Annotated in this window: 15 protein-coding genes and 1 tRNA gene; 12 read left to right on the top strand and 4 right to left on the bottom strand. The window is 62.2% G+C overall.

The features are described 5' to 3' along the window. Positions 1 to 19: 19 nt before the first annotated feature. Positions 20 to 1,078 carry a glycerophosphodiester phosphodiesterase family protein gene (locus NKJ84_RS11105; protein WP_352506480.1) on the bottom strand — a complete coding sequence of 353 codons (1,059 nt, stop codon included), beginning with the start codon at positions 1,076 to 1,078 and terminating at the stop codon, positions 20 to 22. Positions 1,079 to 1,383: 305 nt separating this feature from the next. On the opposite strand from NKJ84_RS11105, the gene speB reads away from it, so the two are divergent. Genes speB through NKJ84_RS11120 form a run of 3 tightly spaced genes read left to right on the top strand, consistent with a single transcriptional unit; the run spans position 1,384 to position 4,187 of the window. Continuing rightward, complete coding sequence (speB, locus tag NKJ84_RS11110; protein WP_352477301.1) at positions 1,384 to 2,391, top strand: agmatinase; 1,008 nt, start codon at positions 1,384 to 1,386, stop codon at positions 2,389 to 2,391. A 29-nt stretch (positions 2,392 to 2,420) separates the two neighbouring features. Then, complete coding sequence (gene argC / locus NKJ84_RS11115; RefSeq protein WP_352506481.1) at positions 2,421 to 3,347, top strand: N-acetyl-gamma-glutamyl-phosphate reductase; 927 nt, start codon at positions 2,421 to 2,423, stop codon at positions 3,345 to 3,347. Beyond that, the gene (locus NKJ84_RS11120; RefSeq protein ID WP_352506482.1) at positions 3,348 to 4,187 is read left to right on the top strand and encodes an aminoglycoside phosphotransferase family protein; all 840 of its coding nucleotides are present in this window, start codon (positions 3,348 to 3,350) and stop codon (positions 4,185 to 4,187) included. Here NKJ84_RS11120 and NKJ84_RS11125 read toward each other — a convergent pair. Continuing rightward, a complete protein-coding gene (locus tag NKJ84_RS11125; RefSeq protein WP_352506483.1) occupies positions 4,177 to 5,271 on the bottom strand; it encodes a COX15/CtaA family protein in 1,095 nt (364 codons plus the stop codon). The two genes, NKJ84_RS11120 and NKJ84_RS11125, sit on opposite strands and share 11 nt — an antisense overlap. Positions 5,272 to 5,422: 151 nt before the next feature. Between NKJ84_RS11125 and NKJ84_RS11130 the strand changes: the two genes are divergently transcribed. After that, positions 5,423 to 5,650 carry a DUF2842 domain-containing protein gene (locus NKJ84_RS11130; RefSeq protein ID WP_023674629.1) on the top strand — a complete coding sequence of 76 codons (228 nt, stop codon included), beginning with the start codon at positions 5,423 to 5,425 and terminating at the stop codon, positions 5,648 to 5,650. Here the strand turns inward: NKJ84_RS11130 and NKJ84_RS11135 are convergent. Continuing rightward, a complete protein-coding gene (locus NKJ84_RS11135) occupies positions 5,647 to 6,705 on the bottom strand; it encodes a polysaccharide deacetylase family protein (RefSeq protein WP_352506484.1) in 1,059 nt (352 codons plus the stop codon). The genes NKJ84_RS11130 and NKJ84_RS11135 overlap by 4 nt on opposite strands. A 90-nt stretch (positions 6,706 to 6,795) precedes the next feature. Here NKJ84_RS11135 and NKJ84_RS11140 point away from each other — a divergent pair, with 90 nt between their 5' ends. After that, complete coding sequence (locus NKJ84_RS11140; protein WP_352506485.1) at positions 6,796 to 8,025, top strand: GNAT family N-acetyltransferase; 1,230 nt, start codon at positions 6,796 to 6,798, stop codon at positions 8,023 to 8,025. 23 nt (positions 8,026 to 8,048) lie between these two features. On the opposite strand, the gene NKJ84_RS11145 is transcribed toward NKJ84_RS11140, so the two are convergent. After that, positions 8,049 to 10,298 carry a GumC family protein gene (locus NKJ84_RS11145; RefSeq protein ID WP_352506486.1) on the bottom strand — a complete coding sequence of 750 codons (2,250 nt, stop codon included), beginning with the start codon at positions 10,296 to 10,298 and terminating at the stop codon, positions 8,049 to 8,051. 255 nt (positions 10,299 to 10,553) lie between these two features. On the opposite strand from NKJ84_RS11145, the gene NKJ84_RS11150 reads away from it, so the two are divergent. The 7 genes from NKJ84_RS11150 (at position 10,554) to NKJ84_RS11180 (ending at position 16,637) form a co-directional block, all read left to right on the top strand. After that, the gene (locus tag NKJ84_RS11150; RefSeq protein ID WP_352506487.1) at positions 10,554 to 11,117 is read left to right on the top strand and encodes a polysaccharide biosynthesis/export family protein; all 564 of its coding nucleotides are present in this window, start codon (positions 10,554 to 10,556) and stop codon (positions 11,115 to 11,117) included. Between the two features lie 12 nt (positions 11,118 to 11,129). Beyond that, entirely contained in the window at positions 11,130 to 12,254 is a 1,125-nt protein-coding gene (locus NKJ84_RS11155) for a glycosyltransferase family 4 protein (RefSeq protein ID WP_352506488.1), read from the top strand. A gap of 115 nt (positions 12,255 to 12,369) precedes the next feature. Further along, positions 12,370 to 13,905, top strand: a complete 1,536-nt coding sequence (locus tag NKJ84_RS11160; protein ID WP_352477292.1) for an undecaprenyl-phosphate glucose phosphotransferase — start codon at positions 12,370 to 12,372, stop codon at positions 13,903 to 13,905. After that, entirely contained in the window at positions 13,902 to 15,191 is a 1,290-nt protein-coding gene (locus NKJ84_RS11165) for an O-antigen ligase family protein (RefSeq protein WP_352506489.1), read from the top strand. Before NKJ84_RS11160 ends, NKJ84_RS11165 begins: the two co-directional genes overlap by 4 nt. Before the next feature lie 36 nt (positions 15,192 to 15,227). Beyond that, positions 15,228 to 15,304: transfer RNA gene (locus NKJ84_RS11170), tRNA-Pro, on the top strand. Positions 15,305 to 16,129: 825 nt separating this feature from the next. Continuing rightward, complete coding sequence (locus NKJ84_RS11175) at positions 16,130 to 16,324, top strand: hypothetical protein (RefSeq protein ID WP_352506490.1); 195 nt, start codon at positions 16,130 to 16,132, stop codon at positions 16,322 to 16,324. Positions 16,325 to 16,445: 121 nt separating this feature from the next. Next, positions 16,446 to 16,637, top strand: a complete 192-nt coding sequence (locus NKJ84_RS11180) for a hypothetical protein (RefSeq protein WP_352506491.1) — start codon at positions 16,446 to 16,448, stop codon at positions 16,635 to 16,637. Positions 16,638 to 16,647 lie beyond the last annotated feature (10 nt).

Consider the following 16,647-nt stretch of genomic DNA (forward strand, 5'->3'; position numbering starts at 1 on the left):
CTCTGGTTCGTGCCCGGCGTTAGTTAATGCTGGCCGTATTCGCCGGCTCGGCCGGGCGCTTCTCACCGGCGTAGGGCACGCGAAAACCGTTCGCCGCCAGCCAACCGATGGCCGCCTTCGGTTCGTCGGTCTGGATGATGGTGGCGCCGCGCTCGACCCAGAAGCCGTAGGTCTCGCGCGGCAGGCTGGCCGCGACCGCCAGCTCGTCGCCGCGACCGCCGGCGAGGAAGCCGCCCGGCTTGTTGACGATGGCATAGGTGTCGGCCCAGATGTGCCAGTCGCCCCTTACCGCCAGCGCGCGCATGCGCGGGCTGAACAGCGGGCCGCCGGTCTCCGTCAGCGTCTCTGATCCCATGCGCCAGTTGATCATCTCGACTGCGCGCATCGGGAAGGCCCGGCTCAGTTCCTCGGCAAACATGGCGTCGCGAACCGCGTCATCGGCGATGATCGGCATGAACTGGAAGCCGCTGCCGATCTCGGCCATGGCAGCCTTGACCCTGGCGATCCTCTCCGCATTCCACAGGTTCTCTTTGACGATCACCTGTTCGGCCATGCCGAGATCGCGGGCGACGGCGACCATGCCGGCGAGGCTTCCGGTGTCGAGCTTGTTGTCGAGGTTGACGAGAATCCTGTCCCTGGTCGCCACCAGCATCTCGCGCAACGTCGAGACCGTCTCGCCCGTAACGGCGCCGGTGCCTTCGATCACCAATCGGCAGGTCTTGAGTTCGGCCAATGTGCGGTTGACCACCTCGCCCTTGCAGGTCGTGGTGCGGTCAAGCCAGCTGTCATGCATGACGACGAATTCTCCGTCCTTCGAGCGCCTGATGTCGACCTCGACGATTTCGGCGCCCATTGCGATCGACGCCTCGACGGCGGCGATCGAGTTTTCGGGATAGAGCGTCTTGCCGGCCTGCATGCCGCCGGCGCGGTGCGCGGCCACCATCACATGGTCGCGCCATTGGTTGGCGTGCTCGAAACGGTCGAGAATCTGCCTGGCGCGCGTTTCACCCGCCAATGCCTGGCCAAGGGAGACCACCAGCGCCGCGGAAAGCAGAAGGCTCAGCCAAATCGTTCGCATGAGACAAGTCGTTCGCACGAGAATCGCTCCGTACCGGGATCGCACCCCGGTTAAGCGATGCCCGTGACAGGCAGGTGAACGAAGCCGGCTTCGCAAACGCAGGAAAATCAGATCAATGCCGGCCGAAGCAGCCGTTGGCGGCTACTTTCGGTTATTTACCAGGCAATCTCCGGGCCGGCCATGCGGGGTTCGCCTGGCGAGCAAGGATTTGTGACCGGATCGAATGGCCGTGATCCTCCGCAGGGGTCGCAATTCTGAGAATTATGTCCAATAAGGTTGCGCGTCGACGCACAGGAGATCGCTTCATGCCGCCAAGGACCATCGATCACGCCTTCACCACCCGCTCCAGGACGGGCGCGTCGTTTGAGCCGACCTATGCCGGCGCGCTGTCGTTCATGCGGCGCAAATATTCGAAGGACGTGAAGGGCGCCGATGTAGTGGTGTGGGGCATTCCCTTCGATGCGGCGGTCACCAATCGGCCGGGCGCTCGTTTCGGACCGCAGGCGATTCGCCGCGCCTCGGCCATCCTCGACAACGATCCGCAATATCCGTTTTCGCGCGACCTGTTCGAACAGCTTGCTGTGATCGACTTTGGCGACTGCCTGCTCGACAGCGGCAATCACCAGAAGACGCCTGCCACGATCGAGCGCGAAGCGGCGAAGATCTTGAAATCCGGCGCCTTTCTGCTTTCACTCGGCGGCGATCATTTCGTCACCTGGCCGCTGCTCAAGGCGCATGCCGCCATCCACGGCCCGCTGGCCCTGGTGCAGTTCGACGCACATCAGGACACCTGGCCCGACGACGGCAAGCGCATCGATCACGGCTCCTTCGTCGGCCGTGCGGTCAAGGAAGGCATCATCGATCCCGACCGCTCGATCCAGATCGGCATCCGAACCCATGCGCCCGACACATTCGGCATCAAGATCCTATATGGCCATGAAGTGGAGGAAATGCGGGCGTCCGACATCGCCTATGCCATCGTCGACCGTACGGGCGGCAAGAAGACCTACGTCACTTTCGACATCGATTGTCTGGATCCGGCTTTTGCGCCCGGCACGGGAACGCCGGTCGCGGGAGGCCCGTCTTCGGCAAAGATCCTGTCGGTGCTGCGCCAGATCAACCAGGTCGATATCGTCGGCGCCGACGTCGTCGAGGTTGCGCCAGCCTATGATCACGCCGATATAACGGCAATTGCCGGCTCGATGGTGGCCATGCACTATCTCGGGCTGCTGGCGGAACGAAAGGCCCGGCTCGAGGACATGAACCAGAGCAACCACAGCGTTGCCGGATTGAATCAGGCAAGCGGCATATAGCTTTGAGATAACAGGAATTTTGGCAGGCAATGAAACCGAAAATCTTCATCGACGGCGAGCACGGCACCACCGGTTTGCAGATAAGGGCGCTGCTTGCCGAGCGCGGCGACCTGGAAATCATCTCCATCCCGGCCGAACGCCGCAAGGAAACGGCAGCGCGCGCCGAGTTCCTCAATGCCGCCGATGTTGCGATCCTCTGCCTACCGGACGCGGCCGCTAAGGAAAGCGTTTCGCTGATCGCCAATGACACCACCAAGGTGATCGACGCCTCGACGGCGCATCGCGTCGCCGAGGGCTGGGAATATGGTTTCGCCGAAATGGAAAAGGAACAGGCGAAGAAGATCGCTTCGGCGAAGCGCGTCGCCAATCCGGGCTGCTGGCCGCAAGGACCGATCGCGACGCTGCGGCCGCTGGTTGCGGCGGGGCTGTTGCCGGCCAATTTTCCGGTCACCGTCAACGGCATTTCCGGCTATTCCGGCGGCGGCCGGCCGATGATCGAGGATTATGTCGCCAAGGGCGAAGATGCGCCGGAATTCCTGCCCTACGGGCTGACGCTGCAGCACAAGCACGTGCCTGAGCTAAGGACCTATGCCAAGCTTTCGCACGATCCGATCATGCAGCCGGCAGTCGGCAATTTCGCGCAAGGCATGATCACCGTGGTGCCGCTGCAACTCGGCGGCCTCGACCATGTGCCGACCGGCGCCGAGCTTCATGCGGCAATCGCCGATCATTTCGCTTCCATCGATGGCGGCGTGGTCGAGGTGGCGCCGTATCTGCATCAGGAACGCATGCCCGACATCGATCCGGAGATCTACAACGGCACCAACCGGATGAAGCTTTATGTCTTTGCCAATGATAACAGGGCGCAGGCGCTGCTGATTGCCGTCTACGACAATCTCGGCAAGGGCGCCTCGGGCGCCGCTGTGCAGAACATGGATCTGATGCTCGGCCTTTGAATGGATGCGCCGAGATTTCCAAAGCGCTGGAAGGTCGGCGCGCCGGAGCTCATTGCCGAAACGTTCGGTAGCCGCATCTGGAAAGTTGTTCGCGAGGACGGCTCACCGGCAATCGTCAAGGATCTAAAGCCTTTCGACGATGTGGAGGACGAGTTGCGTGGCGAGCATTTCCTCACCTGGCGACGCGGCGAAGGCGCGGTGCGGCTGCTCGGCCGCGACGGCCACCGCATGCTGCTCGAATACGCCGGCGAAATCTCGCTGTCACAGATCATTGCGGATCAGGACGACAATGCCGCCACCGCCATCGCGGCCGAGGTGATGGCAAGACTGGTCTCGCCGTCGAAGCACGCCGCCCCGCCGGACCTTCAGCCGTTGCGGAGACGGTTTTCCAGCCTGTTCAAAAAGGCGAAGGCCGATCGCGCCGCCGGCGAAAAGAGCCTGTATGTCGAAGCTGCCGAAATCGCGGAACGGCTGTTGTCCAATCCGCACGACGTACGGCCGCTGCATGGCGACCTGCATCACGACAACATCATGCACGGTCCACGCGGCTGGCTGGCGATCGATCCGAAGGGCGTCCTCGGCGACCTGGGTTTCGACGCCGCCAACATGTTCTACAACCCACTCGACCGAGATGATCTTTGCCTCGATCCGAGGCGGATCGCCCATATGGCGCAAGTCTTTGGCGCCACGCTCGGCCAGACGGGGCCTGCCGTACTGGACCACGCCGTTGCCTATGGCTGCCTGTCGGCTGCATGGCACCATGAAGATCGCAATGCGGTCGACGAAAACCGCGAGCTGGCGATTGCCGCAGCAATCTGGCGGGTGCGGCTCAGCCTCTGAGAGCGATCTCGTGGGGCAGCGGGTAAGCGCCCTTGGTACCGCGCCAATGCGCAGCGGCGAAGCCCAGCAGAACCAGCGCGAATGCCTGATGCGTCAGGGCCATGTGCAGCGGCACCTGCATCAACAGGGTGCCGATGCCGATCGACGCCTGCACCACGACAATCAGGAACAGCAGCGTCGCGCGTCGGGCATGCGTCGTGCCGGGCAGACGCCGGCGTGTCGCGATCATATGCCAGAGCGCGACCGCGAAGATCGTGTAGGCGCCGAGCCGGTGGACGAATTGCACCGTCTTCGGGTTTTCGAAGAAATTGCGCCATGCCGGCTCGAGCAGCAGCAGGTCGCCGGGGACCAGCTTGCCGTCCATCAGCGGCCAGGTGTTGTAGCTCAAGCCGGCGTCTAGCCCTGCGACCAGCCCGCCGAGATAGATCTGGACCAGCGCCAGCAGCACCAGGAAGCCGGCCAGACGTTGCGTCGAGCGGTCGGCGGCAGGTTCCGAGTGCGGCGCCAGCCCACGCGCGACCACCATGGTCGCCGTGAAGATCAGCGCCGCCAGCGTCAGATGCGTCGCCAGCCGATATTGGCTGACCGAAACCCGTTCAACCAACCCGGACGCCACCATCCACCAGCCTATTGCGCCCTGCAGAGCGCCGAGAAGGAGGATGCCCGACAACTTCGTGCCGAGGCCCCGCTCGATGCGGCGCGTCGCCCAGAAGAACAGCAGCGGCAGGGCGAAGACCACGCCGACACTACGCGCCAGGATGCGGTGCACCCATTCCCACCAGAAGATCGATTTGAACGCCTCGATGCTCATGCCGTTGTTGAGTTCGGCATATTGCGGGGTCTGCTGGTAGCGCAGGAACTCCTCCTGCCACTCGGCATCATTGAGCGGCGGGATGACGCCGTGTATCGGCTGCCATTCGGTGATCGACAGGCCGGAATTGGTGAGCCTTGTAGCGCCGCCGACCAGTACCAGCGCAAACAGCACCAGGAGCACGACATAGAGCCAACCGCGTACCAGCGCGCGGTTGCGAAGGTCGCGATCGCGGGCGGCGAAAGGCGCGGCATCGGATATGGCAGCAGCCATGGATTTGTCCCGGCAGTTGAAGTCGCGGATTGGTGAACCATCGCAACCCGGCTTGCAAGACCGGACAGCGCGGCACGCCGTCGCGCCGTTTCTGGCGGGTTGCGCGTATTGGCTGTTCGGCCTAAGCGATAGCGATCAACGAGATCGCGCCATGCCCATTCGCCTGAAAAAGCTGATCGGAAGCTTCCTGCTGGTAGTGCTGGTCATTGTCTATGCGCTGGTCGCCTCGATCGTGGCGGTCGCCCAATTGTCGCAGTCCGGGCCGCTGGCGCACTTCATCTTCTTCCTGCTCAGCGGGCTTTTGTGGGTGCTGCCGGCGATGGGCATCATCAAATGGCTGATCCTGGAGCCGCGGCCGAAGGGGCGAGGCAACAGTTAGATCGTCACCACCGTCTTGCCGGCATTGGCCAGCGGCGTCGTCACGCCCGACAACATTGTTCGGATGTGGGCGACGCTCTGATAGCGGCCATTGACCGAAATGCGCGGCAGGGCGTGCAGGAAGCCGGCATGCTCGGCGCGGAGTATGCCGTGGCGGGTCGTCACCGCCGAGGCGTAGCCGGCATCGCGGGCTAGGCCTACTTCGCGGCGGCCGACGGCACTGGCATAACCGTAGGGATAGGCGAAATGGCGCGGTTCCTCGCCGAGTTTGGCCTGCAATATGCGCTTGACGTCGCCGATCTCATGTCGCGCATCGCTCTCGGGAAGCCGCTTCAGATTGCAGTGATTGACGCTATGTGCGCCGATCGTCACCAGCGGGTGCCCGGCCATGGTGCGGATCTCGTCCCAGTTCATCAGCGTGCTCGGGCGCGGACCACCCAATTCGATGCCGTTCGAGCGCGCCAGATCGCGCAACACCGCACGCTGGTCCTGCTCGCGCACCTTCAGCGTCAGATGAGCGTGCAGGCGCGCATTGGCCTGGACCTTTTTTCCCGGACTCGAGCAGTCGATTGTCACCGGGCCAGCGGGCGTCGTCAGCGTCAGGCGATCGCGCGCATTGACGATGTCCTCGACCACGTCCCACCACAAATCGGCAGCGCCGTCGATCAGCCCCGGCGCGACGTAGATGGTGATCGGCGCGCCGTGTTTCTCCAGCACCGGCAGCGCCTCGGTCATGTTGTCTCGATAGGCGTCGTCGGCGGTGATTGTCGCAAACTGGCCGTCCTTGTCGCCAGCCTTGATGCGCTCGATCGCCTCGTCAAGCGTGACGAAACTGTAGCCGTTCGCCTTCATGTCGGCGATCACGGTGTCGAGGAACCCGGGCGCGATGTTCAAGTGGCGGTTGACGCCGTTCGGCTTTTCCGGCGTCGCGGTAACCCGATGCAGCATCAGGATGGCGCCAAGGCCGCCGATAAACGGCTTGGCCAGCGGCGCGAGACCGGAATAGCGGGCGATATTGAGCGCCAGTTTGCGGATTGCCTCGCCCCCGTCGATCATTCATTCACCTTTTGCGCCTAAGCTCATCAAGCATGGAATGCGCCTGCGCGGGACCCCCAATCGCGACGAATACGCCCTAAGGATTGAGGTATGGTTGACGCCACCGCGTCATTTGACGGCAATCGGCTGGCAAGCAGCGAGGCGTCGCCGTGTGCCTTGCCGGCCGGCAAAGCCGGCCTGTCAACCTCGGTCGCCGATAGTGCGGCGTTGGCGGCGTACGCAGAATTCTGCCATTCGGCGCTTTTTGCCCCTGCGCAAAGCGCAGGCTGGATCCTGAACTGGGCCGCACATACCGGCGCCGACGTTGTCGTTGCGACGCTGCGCGCCGAGGACAGGCCGGTTTTCTCACTGGCGCTGGAGGTCACTCGCAGTGGAGCGTTCCGCGTCGCCCGGTTCATGGGCGGCCGCCATGCAAACGGCAATTTTGCCGCCGCCGACCCGCAATGGCTGGCGAATGCCGATAGCGCGGCGATCCGCTCGATGCTGGCTGCGATTGCCAAGGCGCGGCGCGACATCGATCTTGTTGCGCTGGAGCGGTTGCTGCCCGATCTCGACGGCGTTGCCAACCCGCTCTCCGCCTTGCCGCATTTTTCGAGCCCCAATCTGTCGCTGGCCGCCGGTCTTGTGGGAGGATTTGACGCACTGCTCACCCGCGTGAGCGGCAAGCGCAGGCGCAAGAAGCATCGCTCGCAGGCGCGCAAGTTCGAGGCCGTTGGCAGCTATCGTCGCATCGAGGCGAGAACTTCGGACGAGGTGCACACGCTGCTCGATGCCTTTTTCGAGATGAAGGAATTCCGCTTCCGCAAGATGGGCATCGCCAATGTTTTCGGTGAGGCGGAGGTGCGCGCTTTTTTCCGCTCGCTGTTTGCCGACGCGCTTCAAGAGGAAGATCCGTCCTTCGTCCTGCATGGGCTGGAAGTCGCCGGCAAACTTCGTGCAGTCACCGGGTCGAGCCGCTCGGGCAAGCGGCTGATCTGCGAATTCGGGGCGATTGCCGAGGACGACCTCGCACACACCAGCCCGGGCGACTTCCTGTTCTTCGAGAACATCCAGGAAGCCTGCGAGGCGGGTTTCGAAATCTATGATTTCTCGGTCGGCGACGAACCCTACAAGCGATTGTGGTGCGATGTCGAAACGCAGCATTTCGAGGTGCTGGTTCCGCTGACGCCGAAAGGTCGTGCGCTGGCGCTTGCGCTCAGGCACGGCGCAAGCCTGAAGGCATTCATCAAGCACAGCCCAATGGTCTGGAAGCTGACCAAGCTGCTGCGCCGTAAAGCCGTGGGGCGGACAGCACCGGCCGCAGGCGAAGACGACAGCTGATTTCGATTTGAGAGAAAACTGCCTCAGGCGGCCGAGCGCCGTCCCGGCATTGGGCCCGGCGCCACATGGCCGATGGGCGTGACCAGCGTCAGGTCGGGATAGCCACTCTCGATGAGCGCGACTGCGGCTTGCGTCACCTGGTCGTCCGGCTCCAGCATGGAGAGCAGCACCTCGGTGCCCTCGCCCACCAGGCGGCTGATGCCTTGCGCGTCGGCCGGCCCGCATTCGACCACAACCAGATCATAGGCCGTGGTTAGCGACTGCATGATGATCGGCAGCCGGTCGGCGGCGCGCATGGCACGGACCGGATCGGCTGTGCCGACGGGAATCACGTGGCAGTCCGAATAGAGATCGGGGTGGATCACATCGCTGAACTGCGCTTGCGAGGCGAGCAGATCGGTGATGCCCGGAAACAGCCCGCTGTCCAACATCGGCCGCGAGGCAGCACCCGAAGCGGTGAGATCAAGCAGCAGCACGCGTAGCCCGGCGTCGGAGACTGCGCGCGCCACCAGCACCGCCGAGGCAGCCGCCTCGTCGCCTTCCGGTGACACGAATATGGCCCGGGCTGCACCGGTGGCGATCAGTTTTTCCGCGGCCTTGTCGATGTCGATCTCGCCGAGGATAGAACGTGCCGGTTCAATGTCTCCAGCGGCCATTTCAGAGTACTCCGGTTCGATTTTCTCGGCAGCCGCTTCCGCCACCGTGACGGGTTCCGGCTCCACTTTGGTTTCAATGATACTGTCGTCGTCGGTCTCATCGATCTCGGCGACTGCCGGTTCGGACCGCGCAACCGGCGGGTCGGGCTCGGCCGATGCGCGTTCGGCCTGGACAGCCGGCATCGCAACCTGCTCGATGTGTTCGAAATGGGCACCGGCGGCCGGACGCATGGCACGGCCGGAAAACAGTTCCTGCAGCAACGTGACGATCGCCATGATGAGCAACGAGCCGACAAAGGCCGCGCCGACAATCGGACCAATCTTGGGGAAATAGGGTTCGGTCGGCGCCCGGGCCTCCGAAAATAGGCGAGCGTCAACAGGTAGGTAGTTGCGATCCTTGCGTGCGGCCGCCTGGAGATAGCTGGACGAGTAGAGATCGAGTTGCTGGCGCTTGGTCGCGGCATCGCGCTGCAGCGCATCGAGTTCCACCTGCTCTTCGCCGGCGCGGGCGGACGCCGCCTTCAGCGTGTTGACGTCGGCTAAGAGTTGAGCCTCGCGCGCCTTTGCCGTCTCGGCCTGCGCCATCAGACCCTTCATGATCTTTTCCGCTTCGTTGCGGATCTGGCGGTCGAGATCGGCGAGTTGCGACCTCAGCGCCCGAATGCGCGGATGGTTGTCGAGCAAGGTGGTGGAAAGGTCGGCGATGTTGTTCTTGAGTTCGACTTGGCGCTCGCGCAGGCGCTGGATCAGTTCGGACGACAACACCTCCGGAACGGCATCCAGTGAGCCGCCACTGCGCAATGCCCTGCGCACGCTGTCGGCGGTCGCTTCCGCTGAAGCGCGGTTGGCGCGCACCCGTGACAATTCGCTCGACAATTCGGACAGCTGCTGGGTGGCAAGGACCGAATTGTTGCCACCCATCAAAAGATCGGACTGGGCACGGAATGCGGCAACCTTGGCTTCCGCCTCCTTCACCCGATTCTGCAGATCCGCGATTTCCGGCGCCAGAAAGTCGGTGGCAGCGGAATTCGATTCGAGCTTGGCGTTGCCCTTGGATGCGATATAGGCGTTTGCAATGGCGTTTGGGATCGCGGCGGCAAGCTGTGGATCCTCCGACGAGAACTCGATTGCTATCGCACGGGTTTTTTCGACGCCATAGACGTTGAGCTTCTCATGCATTGCGTCCAGCACGCGCTCTTCCAGCGGGATCTCGAAGGGATCGCTTTTCAAGCCAACGAGGACGAGGGTGCGGCTCAGCGCCGACATCTTCAGCGCCTCGTCGAATTCGGGCAACTTCGCCAGGTTGAGCTTCGCCGCCACCTGTTTGAGGATGTCGGGGGACGAGATGATCTGGACCTCGGTGGCCACAGCCTCTTCGTCGGGAATCGACCGTTCGTTGCCGTTGGCCCCGGCTGGCCGCGTGAACTCCGATTCTCGAGGCCCGATCTCCAGCTTGGCTGCCGCCTTGTATTCGGGCGTTGCAAGCCAGGCGAGCGCAAAGGCCAGGCCGGTTACAACCAGCGCGACGACAAGGATGCGCAACCAGTTTCGCGCCAGGCTGGCGAAAAGCTGCCTGAGATCGATGTCGACATCTGCGGCCGCGGATTGAACGGACATGCATCCCTGCTCCGGTACTGAGTCAGCATGCACCGTAAACAACTATGGTAACTCAGCCGTTAATATCGCGGTAAGAGCCTGTTAGGCTCTACTAACAAGCCGCAAACAAGAGGCTGAAAACGATCTGCATTTGTCGATCCGGCCCGTATCGGCCGTGCGCCTTTACCGGCCATTAACCCTAACAGGATGATAACCGAGCTCGATCGTTAAGGTTTGCCGCAGAGTCGCCGGCTATTCAAAGGTACGTGTCCGCTCATGAAAAGCACTGCTCCCCTTTTCCGCGCGCTGCTTGCCGTATCGATGCTTTCGGGCTGCTCCAGCTACCGGCCGACGCCGGCCGCATTCCATGAAGTTCTTGACCAGCCCTATCGCCTCGGCGCCGGCGACCGCGTCCGCGTCACAGTGTTCGAGCAGGAAGGATTGACCAACACCTACAGTGTCGACCAATCCGGCTATCTCTCGCTGCCGCTCGTCGGCAACGTGCCGGCGCGCGGCCACACCGCCCAGCAGCTCGAGGGCGAGATCGCCGAGAAACTGCGCCAGGGCTATTTGCGGGATCCTGACATTTCGGTCGAAATCGATCGCTATCGACCGATCTTCGTCATGGGTGAAGTGGGTGCGGCGGGCCAGTATTCCTATGTTCCGGGCCTGACAGTGCAGAAGGCCGTCGCCATCGCCGGCGGGTTCACGCCACGCGCCAACCAGGAAAGCGTCGACATTACCCGCGACATCAACGGCAAGGTGATAACCGGACGCGTGGTGACCTCCGACCCGCTACTGCCCGGCGATACAGTCTATGTTCGCGAACGCCTGTTTTGATGTGCTGACCAAGTGGCGGACACACTCAGGATCGTCCACTGCTTTCGCTCACCGGTCGGAGGCATCTTCCGGCATGTGCGTGACCTGACCGAGGCTCAGGTCGCCGCCGGCCATGCCGTCGGCATCGTCTGCGATTCGACGACGGGCGGCGATTTCGAGGAACGGCTGTTCGAACAGATGAAGGGCAGCCTGGCGCTCGGCATTCACCGCACGCCGATGCAGCGGCATGTCGGGCCAGGCGATCTCGCCTCGGCCCGGCGCACCTATAGGATCATAAAAGAATTGCGGCCGGACGTGCTGCACGGGCATGGCGCCAAAGGTGGCGCCTATGCCCGTCTGTTCGGCTCATTGTTGCGGGTATCCAGGTCTCGCGTAGCCCGCCTTTATTCGCCGCATGGCGGCTCGCTTCACTATGACGAGACCACCGCCATGGGGAAGCTGTTCTTCGCGCTCGAGCGCTTCATGGCTCGCTTCACCGATTGCCTGCTGTTTGTTTCCGATTATGAGCGACGGACTTATCGCAGGAAGGTCGGCGAGCCGCCTATTCCGAACGCTCTCGTCCACAACGGCCTGCGCGCCGCAGAGTTCGAGCCGGTGCGGACCGAGCACAATGCGGTTGACCTCCTCTACATCGGCATGATGCGAGACCTCAAAGGCCCCGACATCTTCATCGATGCGCTGGGGCTTGCCGCAACACGGCTCGGCCACCCATTGAAGGCGCTGATGGTCGGCGACGGCGACGACCTGCCGCGCTATCGCGCCCAGGTGAGTCAGCGCGGCCTGGACGTCGGCTTCCTGGCGCCGATGCCGGCCAGGCTGGCCTTCACGCTGGCCAAGCTGGTCGTCGTTCCATCGCGCGCGGAAGCCATGCCCTATATCGTTCTGGAAGCGCTCGCCGCCGGCAAGCCGATCATCGCGACGTCGGTCGGCGGCATACCGGAAATCTTCGACGCCAGCTCGCCTGCCCTGATCCGGCCCGACCCGCGCGAACTTGGCGACAAGATAAGCGCCGCATTGGCCGATCTCGACGCCTACAAGGGCCTGATGCCCGGCATCGCCGACCTCAAGGCACGATTCGGCGCCGATGTAATGGCCGCTGAAATCGAAAAGGCTTATTTCGCCGCGCAAAAAAAATAGGGCAACGGGTTCCACCGGGCTGCACCTGGTGAAAGCGTCTCCAAAGCCATCTGTTGTTTCAAGGGTTTCTTAGCTCTCTTTTGCTATTCACCTGAGGGAAACCTGCGGACACCCCATGAACGAAATCGACCCCGCGCGCCGTTTTTCGCTAGACGCGGTGCGCAAATTCAACGCCCCTGCCGAGAACAACACGGCCGGCGGCATGAACGACGTCGCCCGCCAGGTCGCCTCGCAATACCGGCGCGATACGATGTCGCCGATCATGGTGAGCGGCGTGCTGCGCATGGTGGAATTCGCGCTGCTGTTGGTGTCAGGTCTTGCCGTCTATTTCTACTACGTCGGCTTTTTCAACTATCTTGCCTGGCAATACTCCCTGACGATCGCCGCCACCTCGTTCCTCGCGGTCGTTCTGCTCGACGTCACCGACTGCTACCAGATCGTCGCGCTAATGCGGCCGATCGCCAATTTTGGCCGGCTCCTGCTGGTCTGGGCCGGAACGTTCGCCTTGATGGCGCTCACCGCCTTCACCATGAAAATGTCGGAAGACTATTCGCGCCTGCTCTTCGGCACGTGGTTTGTTGTCGGCTTCGTGCTGATCCTGGGTCTCCGCCTGGTGATGTCGAAGCTGATCCGGCGCTGGGCGCGCGATGGGCGGATGGAGCGCCGCGCCGTTATCGTCGGTGGCGGCAAGGCGGCGGAAGTACTGATCCGCTCGGTCGAAAGGCAGCCCTACAACGACATCCGCATCTGCGGCATCTTCGACGACCGCGGCGATAAGCGGTCGCCGCCGGTTGTAGCCGGTTATCCCAAGCTCGGCACAATTTCCGAACTCATCGAATTTGCCCGCATCGCGCGCATCGACATGCTGATCGTATCACTGCCGCTGACCGCCGAATCGCGCGTGCTGCAGTTATTGAAGAAGCTGTGGGTGCTGCCGGTCGACATCCGGCTGTCGGCGCATTCGAACGCGCTGCAGTTCAGGCCGCGCGCCTATTCCTATATCGGCTCGGTGCCGATGCTCGATATCTTCGACAAGCCGATCAACGACTGGGATTCGGTCGCCAAGCGCGCCTTCGACATCGTCTTTTCAATCATCGGCATCATCGTGTTCTCGCCGGTGATGCTGGCGACCGCGATCGCGATCAAACTCGACAGCAAGGGGCCGGTGCTGTTCCACCAGAAGCGGCACGGCTTCAACAACGAGATCATCGAGGTCTATAAGTTCCGGTCGATGTACACCGACAAGGCGGACCCGACGGCGAAGCAGACCGTGACAAAGAACGATCCACGCGTCACCCGCGTCGGCCGCTTCATCCGCAAGACCTCGATCGACGAATTGCCGCAGTTCTTCAATTCGCTGTTCGGTTCGCTGTCGCTGGTCGGGCCGCGCCCGCACGCCATTGCCGCGCAGTCGCACAACCTCCTCTACAATGAGGTGGTCGACGGCTATTTCGCCCGTCACAAGGTCAAGCCCGGTGTAACCGGCTGGGCGCAGATCAATGGCTGGCGCGGCGAGATGGACACCAACGAGAAGATTCGCATGCGGACGGAATACGACCTCTATTACATCGAGAACTGGTCGCTCCTGTTCGACCTCAAAATCCTGTTCCTGACGCCGATCCGCCTGCTCAACACGGAAAATGCATATTGAGCGCGACGGCCTATGAATTGCCGGCGGCGGCGGTCAACGCCAAGCTGATCGCACTGATTGCGTCAGGGGCGGTTTTCCTCGGCGTCTTCCTGTCCGGCTTCGTCATTGCCGAGCCGGCGCCGTACGACGTCTATATGATCGGGCTGATCGTGGTGTGGCCCTTGTTCGGAATGCGCATACAGCACGCGGCGGTGCCGCTTCTGGTGCTGCTGTTGATCATGAACATCGGCGGCATGATCTCGATGACGCAGACGTCGGACCTCGCCGGCACGCCGCTCTATCTCGCCGTCTCGCTGTTCCTGGCCTTAACCGCGGTTTTCTTCGCTTCGGTAACGGCGGTCCGGCCCAGTCTCTATCGGGTGATCTTCGTCGCCTATGTGGTGTCGGCGGTGCTGACTTCGCTGGTCGGCATAGCCGGCTATTTTCATGCCTTTCCGGGAGCCGAGATCTTCACCAAATACGACCGCGCCGCCGGCGCCTTCCAGGACCCGAACGTGTTCGGGCCGTTCCTGGTGCTGCCGGGCATCTACCTGCTCTATCTGCTGCTTACCGGCTCGGTCGCGCGCATGCCTCTATTGGCTGTGCCGCTGCTGATCATCACCGCCGGCATCTTCTTTTCCTTTTCGCGCGGCGCCTGGGGCATGTTCGCCGTTTCGGCGATCCTGCTAACCGGTGCCTTGTTCCTGCAGAGCGCCAGCGGCAAGTTCCGGCTGCGCGTGGTCGTCATGACCATCGCCGCCGTCGGACTGCTGGTCATCGCAATGATCGTCATCCTGCAACTGCCGGGCGTCGCCGAGATGTTCTCGAACCGCGCACAGCTTGAACAAAGCTACGACACCGCCCGCCTCGGCCGCTTCGCCCGCTACACGATCGGCTTTCAGATGGCACTGGAGCATCCGTTCGGCATCGGCCCGCTCGTCTTCGGCAAGATGTTCGGCGAGGACACGCACGACATCTGGCTGAAGATGCTGATGGATTACGGCTGGCTCGGCTTCATGTCGTTCCTGACGCTGACGTGCTGGACGATCGCCGCCGGCTTCCGCATTCTGCTGCGCGACCGGCCGTGGCAGCCTTATCTTCTATGCGCCTACGTCGCCTTCATCGGCAATATCGGGCTCGGCACCTTCATCGACATCGACCACTGGCGACATGTCTACCTGCTGCTTGGCTTGATCTGGGGTGCCATCGCGCTCGAATACCGCCACCAGTGGCAACTGCGGGCGGCGCAGCGACCGGCAATGCCCGTTGCTGTTGCTTCAGGCAGGACAGCAACCGAATTCGGTTGACCGGAGCCGGTCTATCACGATACATCGCGACCGGTCCGGAGTGTAGCGCAGCCCGGTAGCGCACTTGACTGGGGGTCAAGGGGTCGTCGGTTCGAATCCGGCCACTCCGACCATTAAAATCCAAAGGCTTAGCCAGTTTTCCCCCAAACTGGCTGTACAGACATAACCGCACTGCAGCCAGCGCAACATACGCAGGCGCGTGATCTCATCGAGGAATCATCACGCATCACTCGTGCGCGAGGCACGGAGGCTGGCGTCTAGCCAGAAGCCCACCGAGAAACCGCGCGGTAATAGGTAGGTAAGCTTTGCTGCGTACGCCAACCTTTATCGTGAGCCCGTATTCCAGCTTCAATAAGAAAAGGTCCCGCCGCACATACCAGAACGGCGGGACTCGATCAGGCGCCTTGCATCAGGCAGGGGTGACTCGGGGGTTTGGGCACGCCCGGTGCGCGCGGATCGTAGTGAACCCTAGGCCCATCAGCTGCAATGCGTCCACCAACCGTCGGTTGGAAAGAACTAATTCAATCCCGATGGCTGGCCTGGCCTGAACAGGCGCGCTCAAGGCTCAGTTTCTTCCCGGGGAAGAGCTTTTTGATCAGGACAATCAGGATAGGGCAATTCTTCACACGGAGGGGGCCTGTGGCCAACTCTGCCATAATGTTCCGCGAGTTTTGCGAAACCGTAGGCGAAGGCGAAGAGAAGCGCGAGGATAACCGCTATTCGGACGGCCATACCGTATTGTAGCAGGATCCTCGCATTGGAGCGCGCGGCGTTTTGGTACGTTTGAATGTTGAGTTCGAAAAAGGTTGGCTTTATTTGAATTGCCGTCGTTCGCAGTTGTAAGGGCGAGCGGACGCTAGGAAGATGCCACGCGCTTTCGCCCTTCCGGGAGAGATGCAATGTCGCTTCAAGGGGTTGCCTGTCCTGCCGAGCTGACCATGTTGACCAAGGCACTTGATGCCCGATGCCGTGAACTAGGCCTCGCTGACGGCGATCCAGGCAGAGAAGTGCTCGGCCGCAGGGTGATGGATTTGTTCGAAAGTGGTCAGCTCAGCGCCGAAGACCTGAGACTGGCTCTGAGCGGCGAGATCTTTAACGCCAAAAATCCTGCGGCCGGAGCCAGTGGGCTTTGATACGGCAAGCGGCTATCCGCGCAGCCATTTGAATTACTGGGCCAGCGTGTGAACAAATGTGATTTGGCCGTCGGTGCCAGACGGGCTAACTTTGCCCATCGAACGAACGAGGAGAATGATCATGAAGACATTCCTCGCAATAGCCGCGGCACTGACCATGTCCATATCAGTTGCCTCTGCGGATTGCCCCGCGCATTCAAAGGTCCAGGCATCGGTCGACACGCAGACGACAGCGAGCGTCGAGAAGGCCGATATGTCGACTGCCACGGACGCTCAGACGATCAAGAAAGAAGAGCCACAGAAGACCGAGTAGCGGTAACGCT

It is taken from the genome of Mesorhizobium sp. M0048 (assembly GCF_040323405.1).
Classification (GTDB): domain Bacteria; phylum Pseudomonadota; class Alphaproteobacteria; order Rhizobiales; family Rhizobiaceae; genus Mesorhizobium.